The following is a 21071-nucleotide window of genomic DNA, read 5'->3' as shown; positions in this document are numbered from 1 at the left end:
CATCTCCGGCTGAAAAGTAATTCGGTCAGGAGATGGTGTTTTTTACAATTCGTGCCATTTTTACCATGATTCGTGACAGAAGAATTGAAAATAACAGCGCTTTTTTTATAATAAAAATATACCGGTTCAGAGCCAACCTCCAAAATGCTACGCATTTCGTCGGTGTGGCGTATCCGCCAAATAAAATTTCAAAAACAGTCTTAAAAATGCAAGCATTTTACACCTGTTTTATGAAATTCTGCTTGGCTCTGAACAGTTACAGATTACGAGAAAAAGGAGGCAGAATAATATGAAAAAGCGAACAATTCTTTTAGCATTTATTATATCAGCAGTTGCAGTTACATCAGGCTGTTCAGCGAATGAACCAAAGACAGATGAGGTGAAACAGGAACAGACAAAAACAGAAAGCGTAAGCTCGGGAGTAACGATAAAACCGCTTACCAAAAAAGCAATTGATGAGAATCCTTATATGGCAAAAAATGATGCAAATATCCACCATGATTGTTATAATTCAGATTCAACAGATGAGGTACTGCCTGTTGGTATTTACCCAGAAATTAATGTTTCTTATGAAAAGGTGAATCCAAATGCGTCTCCGGCGGTATTTTTTGACAATTATGGACATTCAGTTGTTCCGTTGTTGGGAGGACTTGCAATTCGTGATATCAATGCAGAAGAAACACAGACGATCGGATATTTCTCACCAAAACAGCATGACGGTGGAGGATATGTGATACAAAGTTCCTATTCCTTTGTTGATGAAAATAATCGTCTGGTGTGTCCGACAAGCAACAATCATGTACTTATGTTGAAAGCAACAGACGAGGAAGGAAATGTGCTGCCGGAATTTGAGAAAGTGCTGGATATTGATATTAAAGCAGCAGCAGAGGCAATTACCGGAAAGACATTGGATCAGAATTTATTATCCGTAGTGTTTGACTATGAGGGAAATCTTTGGTTTGCAACCGGCGGATTCAGAATCTATCCGGAACGTCAGCAGCAAGGTGCGATGGGATACATTTCCAGAGACGCGATCAACGCAATTCTGAATGGAGAAGAGGTTGATCTGACAGCGTCTACATTTGTATATGAATTAACTCCTGGAGAAGGGGCAGAAAATGGAATAGCTTCTTCGAAAGAGGGTGCAGTCATCTTAACAAATCAGAACTGCTATCTACTGAAAGCAGATAACGGTGTACAGGTAGAATGGTGTACTCCGTATGAAAGTGCAGGGGCAAAAGACAGCAAAGAAGGTGATGAAACGACCGGAGGCGGTCTGGCGTGGGGAAGTGGATGTTCGCCATCGCTAACTAGCAATCTGGTCATGTTTACAGATAATCAGAATCCGGTGAATCTGCTGGCATTAGATATGAAGACCGGTGAAAAAGTTGCAAGCACGCCTGTTATTGATGAGCTGCCGGAAGAAATGCAGGTATCCGTAGAAAATTCAGCAATCGTATATGATAACAGTGAAGGTACAGTCAGCACAATCGTATGTAACTGGTTTGGAGCAGGAAGTGCGAAGCTTGCGGACGCAGATAACGATTCATCTGTACAGACATATGAAAATATCTATGATGTGAACTGGCTGCAGAAAGGAAATAAAATGGTCATGCCGGGAGTTGAGCGTGTTGATACGATCAAGACAGATGACGGATATGAAATGAAGAGTATCTGGTGCAGAGATGATATCCGGGATACATCGATGATGAAGCTTTCAACCGCAACAGGATACATTTACGGTTATGTTCAGGACTTGGACAGTGGCATGTGGCAGTTTATTATGATAGATTTTGAGACCGGTGAGACTGCATTTTCAATGGATGTGTCAGACAAACCAGGATATAACAATATGGCAATCGGTATGTATGCGGGAAACAGTGGAAATGCATTGTACTGTCCAACCGGATATCTTGAACTTCTCAGACTGCAGGATCGGTTCGTATATCTTCCGGAAATGCCTTACCGAAAAGTAGATTTGGACAAGGCAATGCGAAATATATTAACGCAGGAAGAATTTACGGAAGACGGAGGTAAGGGCAATGTCGCAGGATGGCTGAATAAGATAACAGTAGAAAATGTACATCCAAGTACGACTGTGGCGATACGAATGAAGGGGCTTGCAGGCAAAACGGATGACTTTAAGCTGTATGCTTATGGAAAAGACGGTAAGCTGACAGAGGTTCCGGAAGATCTGTGGAAGATTCAGACAGAAGATGGAACGATTCCAGAGAAACTGTCGGAAGATACCTTGTATGAAGTACATGTTACAGTAGCGGATGGAGGAACATTTGATCTTAGTGAAACAGAGAAAGAGATTAAAATAGCAGTAGTATTAGGAAAGTAAAGAAAAGCAAACGGGGATGGAGAAAGTAGTTTTCTATCCTCGTTTGCTTTTCTTTCTATCTATTCAGTTACTTCCAGGCAAGCTTCTTTCGTACCAGTTCCGCCACGGCGGATTCCGGCGAATAAAGAGCCTGATATATTATGCCATACACTGAAGATCGCTCCCGGAAGCGTTGCCAGTGGATTAGCTGCAAAATTAGCTGTTGCAAGAGAAATCGCAAGGCCGCTGTTCTGCATTCCGACTTCGATCGCAATCGCAGTAGCTTTATCATATTCGATATGTAAAAGTTTTGCTGCGCCAAGCCCGATGCCCATTCCGCAGAGATTGTGAAGTGCCACAACTCCAAGTACGAGCAGACCACAGCTTAAGATTTTTTCCGCATTGACAGATACAATTCCACTGATGATCATTACGATGGATACAACAGAAATCAGTGGAAGTACTTCTGATATTTTCTGAATCTGCTTTCCAAAGATCCAGTTTATCAAAATACCAAGAAGCACTGGAATCAGTACAACTTTCACAACAGAAATTACCATTGCAAGGAAAGATACTTCTACCCAGGCACCGGCAAGCAGATACACTAATAATGGTGTCATCAGTGGGGCTGCAAGCGTGGAAGTGATCGTCATTCCAACAGAGAGTGCCACATCACCTCCGGCAATATATGTGATCACATTACTTGCTGTTCCCCCGGGACAACATCCGACCAGAATAACGCCGAGTGCCAGGTCTGTCGGAAGATGCATCAGCTGGCATAATCCCCATGCCACAACAGGCATGATCGTATATTGTGCAACAAATCCGATCACGATTTCTTTTGGTCTTGAAAAAACTCTCTTAAAATCGTCCATCTTGATTGTAAGTCCCATGCCAAACATGGCAACACCTAAAAAGATGGATGTATAATTGGTTGTCCACGCGAACCCATCGCGCCAGAAAAATGCGATCACAGAGAAGCAGATGATAATAATTCCAATATATTTTGTAAGAAAAGAACTGGCTTTTCCTATTTTTTTCATCACATTTTCCATAGGTTATACCTCGTAGCTAAAGTTGTCGATCAGTCTGGTTTTTCCGATGTAAACTGCCATAGCGACCAGAACATCTTTTTCTACGATTTCTACCGGTTGCATATCCAGTGCATCTACCATAGATACATAATCAATCTTTGCCAGAGGTTCAGCTTCAATGATCTCGCGCATCTTTGTTAATACTTCTTCAGCCTTGATTCCCTTGCAGATTATATCCTGACCGGCTTTTACAGCTTTTGAAAGACAAAGTGCGGCTTTTCTTTCTTCTTCACTTAAATATGTATTTCTGGATGATTTCGCAAGTCCGTCTTCTTCACGGATGATAGGGCATCCTACGATCTGGATATCAAAATTCAGATCCTGTACCATTTTGCGGATGATTGCCAGCTGCTGTGCATCTTTTTGACCAAAATATGCCCTGTCCGGTGTTACAATGTTAAATAACTTAGAAACAACGGTACATACACCTTTAAAATGGATTGGTCTTGTCTTACCGCACAGTGTATCTGATAAAGTATCAATACTTACAAAGGCATGCGGATCATGGTACATATCTTCCGGTTCCGGATGAAAGATGACATCAGCTCCAAGGCTCTCGCAGAGTTCGCTGTCACGTTTAAAATCTCTTGGATATGCTTCCAGATCTTCTGTCGGTCCAAACTGTGTCGGGTTTACAAAATCAGATACAACAACGATATCATTTTCTTCGCGGCATCTTTTGATCAGACTTGCGTGTCCTTCGTGCAGGAATCCCATTGTCGGTACAAGACCGATTGTTTTCCCTTCTCTTTTCCAGTTCTTAATTAAATCTCTTGTTTCCTTTACTGTTTTTGTTACCTGCATGGTGTTCTCCTTTTAAAACAAAATTAGGAGATAGCCTCTTGTTCTGAATTCAACAAATTTCATTTTCATTTATAGGTTACAATCACTTTTGCAGTTATGCCATATCTTTCAGTAATCCGTGTTTCTCATAGTTTGTAACACGGCTGATCTTATTCTCCTCATCTACAAAAACAACTTGTGGTTTATGTTCTTTGGCTTCTTCAGAATCATAATGTGCATAACACATGATAATAATCTTGTCACCAGTACTTACGCATCTTGCCGCAGCACCATTTAAGCAGATCATTCCGCTTCCGCGCTTGCCGCAGATCGTATAAGTTTCAAATCGGCTTCCGTTATTTACATCCACGATCTGAACTTTCTCATATTCCATAATTCCTGCCGCTTCCAGCAGGTCTTCATCAACAGTAATACTTCCAACATAGTCAAGTTCGGCCTGTACTACTGTAGCACGATGAATCTTTCCTTTTAACATCTCAACTGTCATTTCTTATTGGTCTCCTCACAAAAAAAAGCATTCGTCAAGGTATACTGATCCCTGCAAATGCTTTTGCTATTCTTCGTATTCCCTGAGTCTTATTTTATGTCTTAAATAAATATAAGCTCGCTTTCCGCCACTTCCTGGCGGGGTAACTGTTCAATATGAAATTGTTGTGATTCAGTCAGAGTATAGTTTTGTAGTATTCCAAATACTATCTCCGCAAGTATTATGACACCCTGTGAAAGGAATGTCAATATGGTTGCGCAATATGCGTTGTTGGTCGCACAACGTGTGAATATTATGGGCTGCTTCTCCATGAAAGGACGATTGGATGATTATAAATGGGCCGGTCCGTATATGGTCAGTAACCAGGTGGTTGCAGTCAATGAGAACAGTGATATCTATACCCTGAGTGATCTGGAAGGAAAGACACTTGCCGTACAATCTACAACAAAACCGGAAGGAATTTTTCTGAAAAGAACAGACAGCAGGATTCCAAAGCTTGGTAATCTGATTAGCCTGGAACACAGGGAACTGATCTATACATTCCTTGGAAAGGGATATGCAGATGCAATAGGTGCACATGAGGAATCGGTTATACAGTATATGAAAGATTATGATGCGAAATTCCGAATTCTGGATGAACCACTTATGACAGTCGGAATCGGAGTCGCTTTCTCAAAAAATGAAACTCGGGATCTGCCGGAGAAACTGGAGCAGACTCTGGATGAAATGAGAGAGGACGGAACTTCTGCAAAAATCATAGGAAAATATCTTGATGACCCAGAAAAATATCTGGAGGTGGACCAGCTTGAAGAAGAATAAAAAATCTGTCCCAACAGAAAAAAATTCTGGATCATCAGTATAGCTGTTGGGATATGTCTTGTCGTGCTGTCTGTATGTTTTTTCAGCAATGCAGACAAAGAAAAGAAAGAGGCTAATCTTTTAGACACGGTAAATTATGTAAAAGTACAATGTTCCACATATACACATTATAATGAATCATCAGAATCCAAAAGTCTGCTTCGTGCCATTGAGGGAACCCGGCAGGTCAGCAAAAATATAGCCGCAGAAACAGAGAATGAAAAAACACTGGATGATCAGCTATTGAAAGAAAGTGCAGAGCAGTTATGGCTGACGGGAATCGTGGTTCTGGATACAGATGGAACTATAGTATGTGAATACAGTACGAACGAAAGTTTATTGCCGGAAATAAAAGAATGTGCAGAGAAAGAAATCGTACTGGATACAGCAATTTACGATGAAAAAGTGTATGCCAAGAGAATCAATCATAATGACGGGGCTTATATTGATATGGCTGCCTGCACAAGAAAGGATGCACCGGGAGTTGTAGTGACTTATTATTATACTTCTGCAGAGTATGCAACGAATTATACGCTTACGATACAGAGTTTGTTGAATGGCTATCGGAAGGACCGGGATGGGACAATTATCGTAGCAGATGAAGGCGTGATCATTGCTTCAAACAATACCGGGCTGATTGGACAAAGCACAACCGATTATGAAGTAATCCAAAAGCTAAAAAATCATGCAGACAGTAGGCACATGATGGGCTTAACGATCAATGGAGTCCGGTGTCACGGTGTTATGCTGAAGCAGAGAGACCATTACATCTATGCTTACGTTCCGGATTCGATCATATTTCAGACACTTCTGCAAAATGTGATCATGTGCCTGTTCATTTATCTGATTGTTGTAGCACTAATCTGGATGATTTACAGAAAATCACAGAAAAACATTCTCATAATAGAAAAGGAAAAAGAACAGAAGTATCAAAAAAGCCTGATGAAAGAGAAATCAAGGTGGAACATAAAACACCAGAGATCATTCATAAAGATCTTATAGGCAGCCCAATCCATCTGAAGCGTCTTCTGATGAATATCTTGAGTAATGCCGTAAAGTATAATAAAGATTATGGGAAGATTTATTTGAGTGCCAGAGAGATTCCTTCCGATCAGGATGGAATTGTGACTTTTGAGTTCACATGTCAGGATACAGGAATTGGTATGAGTGAGGAATTCCAAAAACATCTGTTTGAGCTATTTGCGCAGGAGCAGAAAGGCGGAGCATCTAAGTTTGGCGGTACCGGTCTGGGAATGCCGATCGATATGAAACTATTAGTGGAGATTATTGCTGAATTAGCAGGAAAAAATAAAAATCGTGAGGATAAAGGATGAGTGAGAAACAAAAACTACTTATTGTAGATGATTCAGAACTTAACAGAGATATATTAAAGGAGATCCTTGGCAGCAGTTATGATTATCTGGAAGCTGAAAATGGAAATCAGGCGATCCAGATCCTGGAAGTGCATCCAGAGATCGACCTGATGCTTCTGGATATCAATATGCCGCAGATGAATGGATTCCAGGTGTTGGAACATATGAGGGAGTTACAGTGGATTGATGAAGTCCCGGTTGTCATGATTTCATCAGAAGAATCTGTCGAAATTATGCGAAAAGCGTATGATCTGGGGATCACAGACTATATCAGCCGACCGTTTGATGCAGTTATCGTAAAGAAAAGAGTCCAGAATACATTGGGACTTTATGCAAACCAGAAGCGACTGATCAATGTGGTTGTAGATCAGGTCTATGAGAAAGAAGAAAACAACACGATTATGATTGGAATCCTGAGCAATGTATTAGGTTCTCATAACAGTGAAAGCAGTGAGCATATATTACATATCCGTATCGTAACGGAGATGCTGTTGAGAGAATTGATTAAGAAAACAGATGCGTATCATCTGACAGAAACGGATATTGCTTTGATTATAACAGCATCTTCCCTTCATGACATTGGAAAGGTCAGCATTTCGGAAGAAATTCTCAATAAACCAGGCAGACTGACAGATGAAGAATTCAAGATCATGAAAAGCCACAGTGAGATTGGAGCATCTATGATACGGGATATGGATTTTCCACAGGACAAGCCACTGGTACGCACTGCATGGGAAATCTGCCGGTGGCACCATGAACGATGGGACGGAAGAGGATATCCTGATGGACTAAAAGGGGAAGAAATACCAATCTCTGCGCAGATCGTGTCAATTGCTGATGTGTATGATGCGCTTACAAGTGTACGGTGCTATAAGAATGCATATGATCATGATACGGCAATCCAGATGATTCTGGAAGGTCAGTGCGGACAGTTTAATCCGCTTCTTCTGGAATGCCTGAAAGAGAGCAGTCCTCAGTTGTCCAGAACATTTAAGAAAGAAAAGGATGACAACAGAGAGTATTATGAAGCGCAGAGGATCTCAGAAGAAATACTGAGGCAAAATGCATTGCCATGCAAGGATTATTCCCAGCGTGTTATAGAGATCATGCAGGAAAAGATAAAGTTCTTTAAGGAGAATAGCGGTAAGATTTCAATGGAGTATAATGTGATTTCAGGAAAACTGGTTTTAACAGACGGAGAATCGCAGAAAGAGTATCAGAGAGATCTTCCGGGATTTGATTTATATGGAGTATATGATATAAGCGAAGAGGATATTCAGCGCGTAAAAGATTCGTTGGATTCAGTATCAAGTAAAAACAAAGAAGTTTCAATGAAAGTAATGTTAAAAGTAAGAGGTGAAAGGCAGATGTGTGATCTGAAACTGCACACATTATGGTCATCAATAAAAACAGATGGATATATCGGAATTGTCGGGCAGTTGGATATTGTGAAGTAATGTCACAAAAATGGAAGACAAAATAAAAAGAGTCACAGTTATTCCCTGATGGAACAGGCTGCGACTCTTTTCTGTTCAGATATTCAAGCAGCTGCGTAAAGTGTTCTGTAGAGCTTCTTCCCGCCTAAAAGGATCTTACCTTTGGACGGTATCTCATATCAGACACTGTATACACTGTCACGAATGCTTCCGGATCCTTCTTGATAATATAATTCATTAGTTTCTGATATTCACTTTTGTCCACGATCGTAATGATCTCTCTGTGTTTCTGCATATTATATGCGCCTGTCGCCTCGTAGAATGTTGCTCCGCTATGCAGTTCATGCAAGATAAACTGACGGACTTCTTCTTCGTATTTTGTAATAATACATACACGTCTTTTCAGATTCTGGCCAAAGATAAAATGATCCAGCACAATACCATTAAAATAAGTTCCAAGCACACTTAAAACGACAGCTTTCTTGTCATAGATCAGAGCAGAAGAAAGTGCCACACACATGCCCGAGATGGACATTGCTTTTCCTAATTCTATGTGCAGATATTTATTCATGATCTTCGCTACGATATCCAGTCCGCCAGAAGATGCGTTCATGTTAAATAAAATACTGAGCCCGATACTTACGACCAGGATATAGCATATTACATCCAGTTCACTGCTGTCTGTCAGCGAGGTAAAATCCGGAAATATGTGTTCAAATACTGCAAGGTACACCGGCAGCAGGATGCTTGTGTAAACCGTCTTTGCTCCGAACTCCTTTCCGCATGTCACAAAGCCTATCAGCAGTAGGACAACGTTCAATATCATTGTGATCGTTGATACATGCAACGGTATATAATGCGACATAACAATTGCCAGCGCGGATATACTGCTGATCGAGGTCATACTCGGAATCAAAAAGAAATATACGGCCGCGGCGATAATGCCCACTGCTATCGTCATGATGGCTGTTTCTTTCAAATTGTCGGATGTGAAAATCTGTTTCTCTTGTTTGTTCATTTATCATTCCCCATTTTTATATACTTAGTATTCAGAAAAATCAGATACCAGTATTTATATTATATCTCTAATATATTCATGGAGACAATGGTTAATTTTATCAGTCGCAATTACAGCGGTCTTGCAGTTTGAAGTTTCAAACTTTTATGTGACAAACCTAACTGCCTATGATATTATAAACTCGATATAAGCGAAAATGACTTTTGCAGAAACGAAAGTATCTGAGTACAAATAAGCAGGAAACAGTATTGTAAGGAAATAAGAACACAGGAGGAAGGTTTTATGATTCGGCTTCAGGATATTGCAGATATGGCAGGCGTTAGCCGCACCACGGTATCCAATGTTATAAATGGCAATACGAAAAGAGTTTCCCAGAAAACGATCGATAAAATCACGGCTATTCTTAAAGAACAGAACTATGTTCCGAATATGGGTTCCATGATGCTTTCCGGTCATGGTTCCAGAATTATAGGCGTAGTACTCGGATTTACTTACGCTCATGGTATGCAGTCACTTCAGGATCCATTCGTGGGAGAACTGATCGGAACGATTCAGATGGAAATGGAAGAAAATGGATATTATGTTATGCTTATTGGCGGTGAAAGCATTCAGAATGTAGTGGATATTGCCTCAAAATGGAATGTAGAGGGATTGATTATCCTGGGATACAATGAAGAGCAGTATCATAACCTTTCGCACAGATTAAACAAAAAAATGATTTTGATCGATGCTTATCCGAAGGGGACTTATACATTCCAGAATGTTGGTATAGATGATTATTCAGGCGGGTATCAGATCGGAGAATACCTGTATTCCTGTGGATATAAGAAAGCATTGTTTGTTGCAGAAACAGAGCAGGACAGCGATTACTATCGGTGGATGGGATTCAAACAGGCGATGGAAAAACAAGGGGGATTCTGCAGTCGTTCCAGATATATAGTTATTCCGGGTAAAAGAAATCTTCGTCTCAGGAAATATAGAGAACTTCTTCCACGCTTTCTTGAAGCAAAAGCGCTGGCCTTTTCTTCAGATTATAATGCGATAGAAGCAATAAATTTCTTTTTTGACGAAGGAATCATGGTTCCGGAGCAGATTTCTGTTACAGGATATGATGACAGTGTTTACGCGAGCATGATTCGACCGAAACTGACAACAGTTCATCAGGATATTCCACAAAAAGCACATGTGGCGTTGGAACGTCTGATGAAATTGATTCGGGGAGAGACGCTGAACGAATTAAATATAAAAAACCCAGTCTATCTGGTAAAGAGGGATTCTGTCAAAGAATGACAGGATCCTTTTTTTGCATATATAGGCGAGCAGGTGCAATGACCTGTTTTTCTTTGTATAAACTGTATAAAAGCAGGAAATAAACTTTGTTACCTTTTGTAGTTTCACGAGAAACCTCTTGATACTGCAAGGATGAGGTGAGTATAATGAATGGTGTGGTTGCAGGAGCGGTCAAATAATTAGAAATGAGGAGACTTGGCATGGAGAAAAAATGGTGGAAAGAAAGTGTAGTATATCAGATATATCCTAAGAGTTTTAAAGATAGTAACGGTGATGGCGTGGGAGATATCAGAGGAATCATACAGAAACTCGATTACCTTAAAGAACTTGGGGTAAATGTGTTATGGATTTCTCCGATGCTGGAATCACCTCAGGACGATAATGGTTATGATATTTCTGATTACCGTAGAATTTATGAAGAATATGGAACTATGGAGGATTACGAGGAGTTGTTGTGTGAAGCACACAAAAGATCCATCAGGATTCTGATGGATCTCGTAGTCAACCATACATCGGATGAACACAACTGGTTTATTGAAAGCCGCAAATCAAAAGATAATCCATATCGTGATTATTATATCTGGAAAGACCCGGTAAATGGAAAAGAACCTAATAACTGGGGCGGAGTATTTGGCGGTTCTGCATGGGAATATGATCCGCAGACACAGATGTATTATCTGCATCTGTTTTCAAAAAAACAGCCGGATCTCAATTGGGAAAATGAAAAAGTACGCCAGGAAGTTTACGATATGATGAAATTCTGGTGTGAAAAAGGAATTGATGGTTTCCGTATGGATGTTATCAGTATGATTTCCAAAGATCAGAGATTTCCGGATGGAGAAATGAATAACGGACTTTATGGCGATTTTGGACCATATAGCGTACATGGTCCAAGAGTCCATGAATTTCTTCAGGAAATGAATCATGAAGTCCTTTCAAAATATGATATCATGACAGTTGGTGAAACAGCTGGAGTTACAATTGAAGAAGCACAGAAATATGCGGGTGAAGACAGAAATGAACTGAATATGGTATTCCAATTTGAGCATGTGGAGAGTGGATGCGGAGATTATGGAAAGTGGACAACTCAAAAATATGATTTTAAAGAGTTTAAAAACATCATGATCAAATGGCAGGAGAAACTCCAGGGTAAAGCATGGAACAGTTTGTTTTTAGGTAATCATGATCAACCGAGAAGCGTCAGCCGTTTTGGAAATGACAATCCGGTATACAGAGAAACATCTGCAAAAATGCTGGCTACCTGTATTCACATGATGCAGGGAACGCCATATGTATACCAGGGGGAAGAGCTTGGTATGACAAATGCTTATTTTGACAAACTGGAAGATTACCGTGATATTGAGAGTATTAATTACTTTGAAGAGTTTACTGAATCAGGTCTTATGACTCCGGAACACATGATGAAATGTCTGATGCTGAGAAGCCGCGACAATGCGAGAACGCCGATGCAGTGGGATGACAGCAAACAGGCTGGATTCACAGATGGTGAGCCGTGGATCAAAGTAAACCAAAACTACAAAAAGATCAATGCAGCACAGCAGCTTGAAGATCCGGATTCTATTTTCCATTACTATCAGAAATTGATCAGCTTGCGCAAAGAGAAAGAAATTATTGTTTATGGCGAATTTGAACCGCTTTATCGTGAAGACGAGCAGATTTTTGCTTATACAAGAAAAGGGGATCAGGAAAAGCTTCTGACTGTCTGCAACTTCAGTGACAAGAATGCAGAAGTAGAAGTGCCGGAAGAATTCAAAGGCGCAGAGTGTCTGATCACAAACCTTGGAAGAAAAGAATTCGACGGAAAAATTATTTTGAACCCATATGAAGCATTCGTATTATATTATAAACATCAGGTGACAGAGAAATGATTAGAAAATATAGATATGGAACTCCGTTTAATACGGAGGCACTGACTGAAAAAATTGAAACAACTGAGGGCGTTCTCCCATATGGAGAGGTCAGCCAGGAGGAAGGATTTGTTTTTACTTATATCATGGATGAAGATGACATTGTCTATGGTCTGGGTGAAGCCAATCGTGGAATCAACAAGAGAGGGTATTGTTATATCAGTAATTGCACAGATGATCCGGTACATACAGAGGACAAGCGTTCTTTGTACGGAGCACACAACTTTATCATCGTGAGTGGAAAGACTACATTTGGATTGTTTTTTGACTATCCGTCGAAACTGACCTTTGATATCGGATATGACAGAGAGGATACACTCAGGGTATCCTGCGAAAATGCTGATCTAGATATTTACGTGCTTGAAGGTGAGAATGCTTATGATATCGTAAAACAGTTCCGCCACGTAATCGGACGCAGTTATATTCCGCCAAAGTTTGCTTTTGGTTTCGGACAGAGCCGCTGGGGTTATACGACGAAAGAAGATTTCCGTACTGTCGCAAAAGGATATCGGGAGAATCATATCCCAATCGATATGATTTACATGGATATTGACTATATGCAGTCATTCAAAGATTTCACAGTGAATGAAGAAAATTTCCCGGATTTTCCAGAATTTGTGCAGGAAATGGATGACCAGGATATTCGCCTGATTCCGATCATTGATGCCGGTGTGAAGGTTGAGCCGGGATATGAGATTTACGAGGAAGGTGTCAAAAACAACTATTTCTGCAAGAGAGAAGACGGAAGTGATTTTGTTGCAGCTGTATGGCCGGGAGATACCCATTTTCCGGATATGCTGAATCCGGAAGCCAGAAAATGGTTCGGGGACAAATATCGTTTTCTGATTGAACAGGGAATAGAAGGTTTCTGGAATGATATGAACGAGCCTGCGATCTTTTATTCTTCCGAAGGCCTTGCAGAGGCAAGAGAACTTGCCGGAGCGTTTGCAAAGGATACCGAAGGCAAGACCCATCCCTGGGAAATGCAGGACAAGATGCTCAGTATTGCAAATAATCCGGAAGATTACAAAAGATTTTATCACAATGTCGATGGCAAAAAGATCCGTCATGACAAAGTACATAATCTTTTTGGCTACAATATGACAAGAGCAGCAGGAGAAGCTTTTGAACGCATTGACCCGGAAAAACGTTTTCTGATGTTTTCCAGATCTTCTTATATCGGAATGCACCGTTATGGCGGAATCTGGACAGGCGATAATAAATCCTGGTGGTCGCATATCCTTCTTAACCTGAAGATGCTGCCGTCTCTGAATATGTGCGGTTTCCTGTATACAGGTGCTGACCTTGGAGGATTTGGCAGTGATACGACAAGAGAACTGTTGCTTCGTTTTCTTGCACTTGGTGTATTCACACCACTGATGCGTAATCATTCAGCAACGGGAACAAGAGAGCAGGAATGTTATCAATTTGAGAAAATCGAGGATTTCCGCGCTGTCATTAATACAAGATATCGTCTTGTGCCGTATCTGTACAGTGAGTACATGAAGCTGTGCTGAATGATGACATGTATTTCAAACCACTTGGGTTTGTTTATCCGGATGACAAGAGAGCAATCAGGATAGAGGATCAGCTGATGCTTGGAAACGAGATCATGATCGCTCCGGTCTACGAGCAGAACGCAAGAGGCCGTTATGTTTATCTGCCGGAAGAAATGAAATTTATCAAGTTCCTGCCAGACGGAAGCATTTCTGAAGAGGTTCTCGCAAAAGGTATTCATTATGTAGATGTGGCACTAAATGAAGTACCGCTCTTCATTCGAAGTGGTAAATGCATCCCGGTTGCAGAAGCAGCAGAGTGTGTGAAAGATATTGATACCGAACATCTGCAGCTTATCGGATATAAAAACAGCAGTTATACGATGTACGAGGATGATGGAATCCACAAGGATTACGATAAGGAAGAGAATTATCGGGTATTCACAAATTAACTTTTAAGTGTAAAGAAAAAATAGCCAATGTTAATTTCCATTGCTTGTATCGGAAACAGCATATTCGTATAATTATAATGTACATGTACATATCGAATAGAAGGGATATGAAATTATGATTAATGAGAATATAAAGCATTTCCGAAAAACAAAAGGAATGAGCCAGGAAGAAATGGCAGTAAAGTTAAATGTTGTTCGGCAGACAGTTTCAAAATGGGAAAAGGGATTATCCGTTCCGGATGCAGATGTTTTGATTGAAATGGCAAATTTGCTTGATGTATCGGTTAGTCAATTGCTTGGAATTGAGGAGAGTATCCATAGTAATGGGAATTTGGCGGAAGAATTGGCGGAACTAAATGAACAGCTGGCAAGAAAAAAGCAAAAAGAAAAGTTGTTGTATCAGGCAAACCAGAAAAGAGGTCTGATTCTGTTTGTTTCATTTTTATCTATGATGATTACAATGAGTGTGAAAAATGAAGTCGTATCAATTCTAATGGCAGGAATATGTATGCTGATTGCAGCTATCGTACTGTATCGTAATTTGGCTTTGTTTACAAGTCTAACAACTGACGATTTAAGAATTGGTATTTTCCGTGTTACCACACTTTGCAATATTAGCATTTTAATCATTGGTATTGTTTTTGCTTTTCTGAGTGCAGTTGATGTCATTACTTTTTCGGAAAATGGAGAGAAACTATTTGCTATGGTATTATTGTCTTGCATAATGGTTTTTATAGGTATTGTATCGCCGAAGTTGCCATATAACAGACATACCGGCCTTCGTTTGCCATGGACTGTGCGTGATGAAGATACCTGGAAGATTGCACATAGAATTTTAGGATTTATTTCATTTCCGATGGTATTGCTGTATATAGCCTGTGCATTAACAATTTCTGATTTTGAGATTGTGTCTGTCGTGACAATGCTTATCTGGATCGGTATTCCAGGTGGAATATCCTATATTTATTTCTATAAAAAATACCACAGTAACAAAAAGTAAAAAGCTATTCATTAAAACACAGAAAGTCTTAGTTATAAAATAGAGGATGTAGAAATTGGGGGAGATTATCCGGTGGTTCGGACAGTCTCCCCCATTATCCTGTTTTATCTCCAAAAATCTGTTTTTTGTCTAAGACCAATGTCTGCACTTTTAAAAACCGGGTTGATTCCCTGTTTTAACTGCACTTCATAATCTTGGATCGCTTTAAACGCAATCCCTGATAAAATCAGGATAACCGGAATGTTAATGAGCGCCATAACCCCCATCAGTACATCGGAAAGATCCCACAAAAGAGACATCTCCATTCCTGCACCCAGAAAGATTGCAAGTGCCGATACCAGTCTGAAGCCTTTCATAAAAGCTTTTTCCGGCTGTTTTTTGTGAATGTAGATTAAAAGATTGTCACAATAGAAACAGTTTCCGAGCAGAGTTGTAAATGCAAAAAATACCATTGCAACTGTAATAAAGATCGGCCCGAAAGAACCAAGTGATTCCTGAAGAGATGCCTGCACCCATGGTGCTCCCTGCAATTCTTTTGCCGGATCGATCCCGGATGACATACACATCATTGCTGTTGCTGTACAAAGCAACAAAGTATCAATAAATACGGATAACATCTGTACCAGCCCCTGTTTTACTGGATGGCTGACATTTGCCGAAGCTGATGCATTCGGAGCGGAACCGATACCTGCCTCATTGGAATAGAGTCCCCGGCGGATTCCCTGCATCATGGCTGAACCGGAAAATGCTCCGAAAATTGCTTTGAAATCAAATGCTTCTTCAAAAATACGCACGAACATTGCCGGCACGTTCTGAATATTGATAATTACTACCAAAAGTGAAATTCCGATATACGCAATCCCCATTACCGGCACAACCATTGAAGTTACTTTTACGATACGTGATCCGCCGCCAAGCAGACACCATCCTGTCAGCACCGCCAAAATCCCACCGATGATCCAGGGACTCATCTCTGCATTATAAAAAGAAAATACTGAAAATGTAGATTGCAGATTATAAGATGCCAGCATATTAAATCCGAATGCGTAGGTTAAAATCATTGCAACGCAGAAAACAATTGCCAGCGGGCGACAATGAAGTGCCGCTTCAATATAGTAAGCCGGTCCTCCATAACAGCTTCCGTCTTTTCCTTTTTTCTTATAAATCTGTGCCAATGTACTTTCGATCAGTGCAGATGCACTTCCGATGATCGCAATCACCCACATCCAGAATACAGAACCAAATCCACCTATACAAATTGCCGATGAAACCCCGACAATATTTCCCGTTCCCACGCGGGATGCTGTTGAAACCATAAGTGCCTGAAAAGAGGAAATTGCCCCTTTATCCTCCGGCTTTTCCATCACGGATCCACAAGCATTCTTAAATAATCTTACCTGCGGAAATCTTGTGCGGATTGTAAAATAGACTCCCGCACCAATCAGTAGAATAACCAGCAGCTTGCTGTACATAAAAGAACTGATTGTACCAATAATTGTTTGAAACATACCTTCTTTCCTTTCCCTGTTTGTTGTCAATATATTAACGGAAAGAAGATGGATTTGCAAGTTTTTTTACATTTTAGTACTTGGCTTGAAAACTGATGGAAGAATAATACGACACTGTGATAGAAAAAGGAAAATATACCAAAAGGATATATAGCGATAGCCCCTTATATTTTCGGAAATCGAAAAATAAAACTCGTTCCGATATCTTCGATACTTTCGACGTGAATGGTTCCATTGTGGAGGTTTACAATCCAGCGCACCATAGAAAGGCCGAGACCGGTACCGCCATTTTCTCTGGAACGGCTTTTGTCTATGCGATAGAAACGCTCCCAGATTTTGTCCAGGTGTTCCTCACTTATTCCAATACCATCATCTTTCACTTCACCGACAATCTGGTCATTTTCGACCTTCAGGATAACATGAATATGTCCATTTGCTTTTCCGTAATTGATGGCATTGGTTATTAAATTCATCATCATACGCAAAAGCAATGTCTGGTCGCCGTTCATAAATAAGTCGTCCTGCTTTTGCAGGGTGATTTCAAAATTTTTTTCCTGTGCTTTTGTCTGCAGTTCTTCTATTACAAGTTCGCTTAATAATCCAAAATCCAGTTTTTCCATCAGATGCTGCTCATCCTGTTCGTTTCTGGCGATCATTAACATTTCGCTTGTCAGCTTTGACATTCGTTTTGCCTGCCTTAAGATGACTGCAATCTCTTCATTATCTTCCGTAGATAAGTTTTCATTTTCCAATAAGTACTCACACTGGGAAATGATAACAGCAACGGGAGTCCGCAGTTCATGGGATACGTCTGATGTGAATTGACGTTCCTTCTCAAACGAAAATTCCAAGCGCTCGAACATTTCGTTAAATTTCTCCGACAATTCGTATAATTCATCTTTTGCTTTTGGCAGAGACAATCGTTTGGAAAGATCTTTTCCATTGCTGATGTTTTCAACTTCATCGCAGATAAGATCCACCTGTCTCAATGCCCGCTTGATCATAAAATATCCGATGGCCCCGATCAGAATAATGAGTAATGGGAATACAATCAACAGCATTTTCTCGGATGTCTGCATGAAAAGTTCTATAGAATGTACGGAGGTAATTCCTCGTACCCACATTTCCTCATCATCACCGTAAGAGTAAACGCTGTCATATATCATCCATTTTCGATTTGATCCGGTTATCATTCGCGGTGTATTCGACTTGAGGATAGTTTCTTCTGGAAATTGGGTTGGAATCGTTCCATAAAGTAAGCGTCCGTTTTTGTCATAAATACAAAACATAATACCGTCATCGTAAAATTCGGTATCGCCGTCAAGATAAAAGGAATCATCCTGAAAATTAATGTTTGAAGAGAAACCAGTCACTGCGGCACAGATTTCTTCTTCTGTCGCAGAAATTCCAACCTTATCCACAAAAAGAAGGACGAGAACTAAAATAGTCCCAAGAACTACGGCAATGATTCCGGTGTACCATAGCGTAATTTTTTTCTTGATCGTCAGCTGTTTCATTCGTTTTCCCTCATTACATATCCGACACCGCGAACAGTGTGGATGAGTTTTTGTTCATATTGTGCATCGATTTTTTTTCGCAAATAGCGAATGTATACGTCGATCACATTGGAACCACCTTCAAAATCAAAGTCCCACGCATTCTGTTCAATCTGCTGTCTTGTCATTACGATATTTTTGTTGCGCATAAGACATTCCAGAACCATAAATTCTTTTGCAGAAAGATCAATTTCATTTCCGGCTCTTGTAACCTTTCTTGTGTCACGATCCAGAATAAGATCTGCTATTTTTAGTTGATTGGATATAAATTGTGGCTTTCTACGCATCATGACACGGATTCTTGCAAGCAGTTCTTCAAATGCAAATGGTTTGATCAGGTAATCATCGGCACCAAGATCCAGTCCTTTGACACGGTCTTCAATGCTGTCTTTTGCTGTCAGTAACAGAACCGGTGTATCATCTTCTCGTTGCCTTAATTCTCTTAAGATTTCATATCCGTCCTTTCCCGGCAACATGATATCAAGAATAATACCATCGTAGGAAGTCATATCGATATAATCCATTGCTTCCAGACCATCCCCACAGGCATCTACACTGTAATGTTCCTTGACAAGCCTTTTTTTGACAATGTTTCTTAAATCATTCTCGTCTTCTACAATCAGTAATCTCATAATGTAATTATTATAATACCAATCATTTTCGTGTGCTAGAGTCCTTTTTTTCATTTTTTGAAATTACTATTTGTTTTATCTTTTTTTTAATCTTCCCCCTATATGATACATATAACAGCAAAAACAAAACATCCAAGAGACGGAAGGAGAACACATTATGAAAAAAATATTAGTAGTTTTATTATCTCTCACATTAATATTTGCTTTTACAGGATGCACTTCATCCAATAATGGAGCAGCAGAAGATATAGAAATTAAGACACAGGAAGTTGTAACATCAAATACAGATGACAATGATGATAATATCAGTAACACAGAAAACGCAGTAGAGAATGCGAACGAAAAGGATTATGATTTCTCTTCTTATGAAAACGATATCCGTAACATAACAAAAAGTGTAAACAATGCAAAAACATCTACAAATGCATCTGAGAATCACGAACAATTCTACGCTTTGAAAAAACAGGTAGACGCAGTCGATGACGAACTGGATAAGCTTGACGATGAATTTGAGTATGCTTACCAGATGAAAGAGATTAGCTTCGAGACATACAAAGCGAGAGAACGCACGATTGAAAAACTGGAAGATGAACTGGAATTAGCAGAAGAAGCACTGGAAAATAAATACGGCATTGATGATTAATTCCATATCGACTTCTTCCTAAGAAGTTTAGTAAAACATCTCTTGACCAATTGTTTTCAATAGTCTTTCTGATATAAAACAATGCCTTTGCAGAATTTCCTTTGCATTTATCAAGTATTATTTTGTTATGTCCCCATGGTATTCTAAAAATGATTTGTAAATCGTCCCCAAGTTGGGGATGATTTGCATCTGTAATCAATTCGTCCTCAACTTGAGGACAAATTACTGCGTCAGGATACATCTCATAAAAGTATCTCATATATTTCAAGTTAGTTGGAGAAAATGATTTCACATCTGGCAAAATAGATTTCAAATCGTCACTCACCGTTTTATAAAATCTTGTTCCATATCCAAACTGTTCACTCATATATAATCCTTTCTACTGTGTCAGTTCGACAATTGCCGAGTTTACAGTTTCTTTATAGGATGTCTAATGACCGTTTTCCATTTTTCTGGGGCAACCTTTCTTGCATCAGACAGATATATTTCATGATGTAATCTTTCCATATTCATATCATTAACATATCCATTCTGCTCCAAATACGCATCCATAAGTGCAACAGTTGCCGGTTCATCATCAAATGCTCCCAAGTGCATTATTTGAACACATAATCCCTCGTCAATGGTCACAAACTCTGCAGATGAACAATCTATTTTTTTCTTTTTGGTTGCTGTTTCAACAGCCCATTCAAAATCCTTTTGATTTACAAAATCAGGCAGGCGTATAACTGAAATCCAATTAAAAGAATCTTTATCTGCATAATTTACACCATGTATATTTTCCTGCCACCAGAATCCTTCAAGTGGTGGAACTACATATTCAAAAAATCCTGCAATTTTATGATCTGTCTTATAACTCATTCTCAAAGTATATGCAACCGCATATAATACACTAATTGCCTGCTGATATGCTCCACCTTCTTCGTTTGGATTACCCTTTCCTCTGACCGCAATATAATTTGCTTTAGGGACAGTCACAATCTCCGGTTTATTTTTAGGCATATAAAACTCTTTATATTCTTTCTTAAAATCAAAAGCCATAACTAACTCCTTAAATTTATAATTTATGAACTCAAATTCGTTACCAGTGACGAATATCTTTTTTGTCTTGTTTTTTAATATCTTCCTCAGTAACACCATAATAACTGTATAAATCTCTGGATATTTTCT

The 21071-nt window shown here is 39.7% G+C and carries 18 protein-coding genes and 1 pseudogene; 10 read left to right on the top strand and 9 right to left on the bottom strand.

Annotation, left to right across the window (positions count from 1 at the left end):
* Positions 1–289 precede the first annotated feature (289 nt).
* Complete coding sequence (locus DXB52_RS11310) at positions 290–2347, top strand: hypothetical protein (RefSeq protein WP_118107373.1); 2058 nt, start codon at positions 290–292, stop codon at positions 2345–2347.
* Between the two features lie 59 nt (positions 2348–2406).
* On the opposite strand, the gene DXB52_RS11305 is transcribed toward DXB52_RS11310, so the two are convergent.
* The 3 genes from DXB52_RS11305 to panD form a co-directional block, all read right to left on the bottom strand.
* Positions 2407–3381 (bottom strand): bile acid:sodium symporter family protein, encoded by a 975-nt coding sequence (locus DXB52_RS11305; protein ID WP_117835879.1) that lies wholly within the window; start codon positions 3379–3381, stop codon positions 2407–2409.
* Positions 3382–3384: 3 nt separating this feature from the next.
* On the bottom strand, positions 3385–4224 hold the full coding sequence (gene panC, locus DXB52_RS11300) for a pantoate--beta-alanine ligase (RefSeq protein ID WP_118107370.1): 840 nt from the start codon (positions 4222–4224) through the stop codon (positions 3385–3387).
* 94 nt (positions 4225–4318) lie between these two features.
* A complete protein-coding gene (gene panD / locus DXB52_RS11295) occupies positions 4319–4711 on the bottom strand; it encodes an aspartate 1-decarboxylase (protein WP_118107368.1) in 393 nt (130 codons plus the stop codon).
* A gap of 249 nt (positions 4712–4960) precedes the next feature.
* On the opposite strand from panD, the gene DXB52_RS11290 reads away from it, so the two are divergent.
* The 4 genes from DXB52_RS11290 to DXB52_RS11275 all read left to right on the top strand — a co-directional run bounded on the left by DXB52_RS11290 (position 4961) and on the right by DXB52_RS11275 (position 8399).
* Positions 4961–5530, top strand: a complete 570-nt coding sequence (locus tag DXB52_RS11290; protein WP_227159825.1) for a substrate-binding periplasmic protein — start codon at positions 4961–4963, stop codon at positions 5528–5530.
* A 63-nt stretch (positions 5531–5593) separates the two neighbouring features.
* A complete protein-coding gene (locus DXB52_RS11285) occupies positions 5594–6571 on the top strand; it encodes a hypothetical protein (protein ID WP_118107366.1) in 978 nt (325 codons plus the stop codon).
* Complete coding sequence (locus DXB52_RS11280; RefSeq protein ID WP_227159826.1) at positions 6529–6903, top strand: sensor histidine kinase; 375 nt, start codon at positions 6529–6531, stop codon at positions 6901–6903. Before DXB52_RS11285 ends, DXB52_RS11280 begins: the two co-directional genes overlap by 43 nt.
* Positions 6900–8399 carry an HD domain-containing phosphohydrolase gene (locus DXB52_RS11275; RefSeq protein WP_118107364.1) on the top strand — a complete coding sequence of 500 codons (1500 nt, stop codon included), beginning with the start codon at positions 6900–6902 and terminating at the stop codon, positions 8397–8399. The genes DXB52_RS11280 and DXB52_RS11275 overlap by 4 nt, the downstream gene beginning before the upstream one ends.
* A gap of 124 nt (positions 8400–8523) precedes the next feature.
* Here the strand turns inward: DXB52_RS11275 and DXB52_RS11270 are convergent, their stop codons facing one another.
* Positions 8524–9396, bottom strand: coding sequence for a YitT family protein (locus DXB52_RS11270; protein WP_015527688.1), 873 nt, complete (start codon positions 9394–9396; stop codon positions 8524–8526).
* A 282-nt stretch (positions 9397–9678) separates the two neighbouring features.
* On the opposite strand from DXB52_RS11270, the gene DXB52_RS11265 reads away from it, so the two are divergent.
* The 4 genes and pseudogenes from DXB52_RS11265 (at position 9679) to DXB52_RS11250 (ending at position 15562) form a co-directional block, all read left to right on the top strand.
* The gene (locus DXB52_RS11265; RefSeq protein WP_117960987.1) at positions 9679–10686 is read left to right on the top strand and encodes a LacI family DNA-binding transcriptional regulator; all 1008 of its coding nucleotides are present in this window, start codon (positions 9679–9681) and stop codon (positions 10684–10686) included.
* Positions 10687–10886: 200 nt separating this feature from the next.
* Positions 10887–12575: a glycoside hydrolase family 13 protein gene (locus DXB52_RS11260; RefSeq protein WP_118107362.1), complete on the top strand. Its 1689-nt coding sequence runs from the start codon at positions 10887–10889 to the stop codon at positions 12573–12575.
* Positions 12572–14562 (top strand): annotated as a pseudogene (locus DXB52_RS11255) (glycoside hydrolase family 31 protein). Before DXB52_RS11260 ends, DXB52_RS11255 begins: the two are co-directional and overlap by 4 nt.
* 115 nt (positions 14563–14677) lie before the next feature.
* Positions 14678–15562 carry an XRE family transcriptional regulator gene (locus tag DXB52_RS11250; RefSeq protein ID WP_118107360.1) on the top strand — a complete coding sequence of 295 codons (885 nt, stop codon included), beginning with the start codon at positions 14678–14680 and terminating at the stop codon, positions 15560–15562.
* Between the two features lie 104 nt (positions 15563–15666).
* Here the strand turns inward: DXB52_RS11250 and DXB52_RS11245 are convergent, their stop codons facing one another.
* The 3 genes from DXB52_RS11245 to DXB52_RS11235 form a co-directional block, all read right to left on the bottom strand.
* Complete coding sequence (locus DXB52_RS11245; protein ID WP_118107358.1) at positions 15667–17070, bottom strand: alanine/glycine:cation symporter family protein; 1404 nt, start codon at positions 17068–17070, stop codon at positions 15667–15669.
* 164 nt (positions 17071–17234) lie between these two features.
* Entirely contained in the window at positions 17235–18587 is a 1353-nt protein-coding gene (locus DXB52_RS11240) for a sensor histidine kinase (protein WP_118107356.1), read from the bottom strand.
* A complete protein-coding gene (locus DXB52_RS11235) occupies positions 18584–19258 on the bottom strand; it encodes a response regulator transcription factor (protein ID WP_055148817.1) in 675 nt (224 codons plus the stop codon). The genes DXB52_RS11240 and DXB52_RS11235 overlap by 4 nt, the downstream gene beginning before the upstream one ends.
* Before the next feature lie 157 nt (positions 19259–19415).
* Here DXB52_RS11235 and DXB52_RS11230 point away from each other — a divergent pair, with 157 nt between their 5' ends.
* Positions 19416–19901 (top strand): hypothetical protein, encoded by a 486-nt coding sequence (locus DXB52_RS11230; protein WP_055157892.1) that lies wholly within the window; start codon positions 19416–19418, stop codon positions 19899–19901.
* Here DXB52_RS11230 and DXB52_RS11225 read toward each other — a convergent pair.
* Together DXB52_RS11225 and DXB52_RS11220 are read right to left on the bottom strand one after the other, a co-directional pair.
* Positions 19795–20268, bottom strand: coding sequence for a DUF1016 N-terminal domain-containing protein (locus DXB52_RS11225; RefSeq protein WP_226871759.1), 474 nt, complete (start codon positions 20266–20268; stop codon positions 19795–19797). The two genes, DXB52_RS11230 and DXB52_RS11225, sit on opposite strands and share 107 nt — an antisense overlap.
* A 41-nt stretch (positions 20269–20309) precedes the next feature.
* On the bottom strand, positions 20310–20942 hold the full coding sequence (locus tag DXB52_RS11220) for a GyrI-like domain-containing protein (protein ID WP_055157888.1): 633 nt from the start codon (positions 20940–20942) through the stop codon (positions 20310–20312).
* Positions 20943–21071 lie beyond the last annotated feature (129 nt).

It is taken from the genome of Ruminococcus sp. OM04-4AA (assembly GCF_003462585.1).
In the GTDB taxonomy this organism is placed as follows: Bacteria; Bacillota; Clostridia; order Lachnospirales; family Lachnospiraceae; genus Mediterraneibacter; species Mediterraneibacter faecis.
This window is presented reverse-complemented; position numbering and strand designations above follow the sequence as displayed.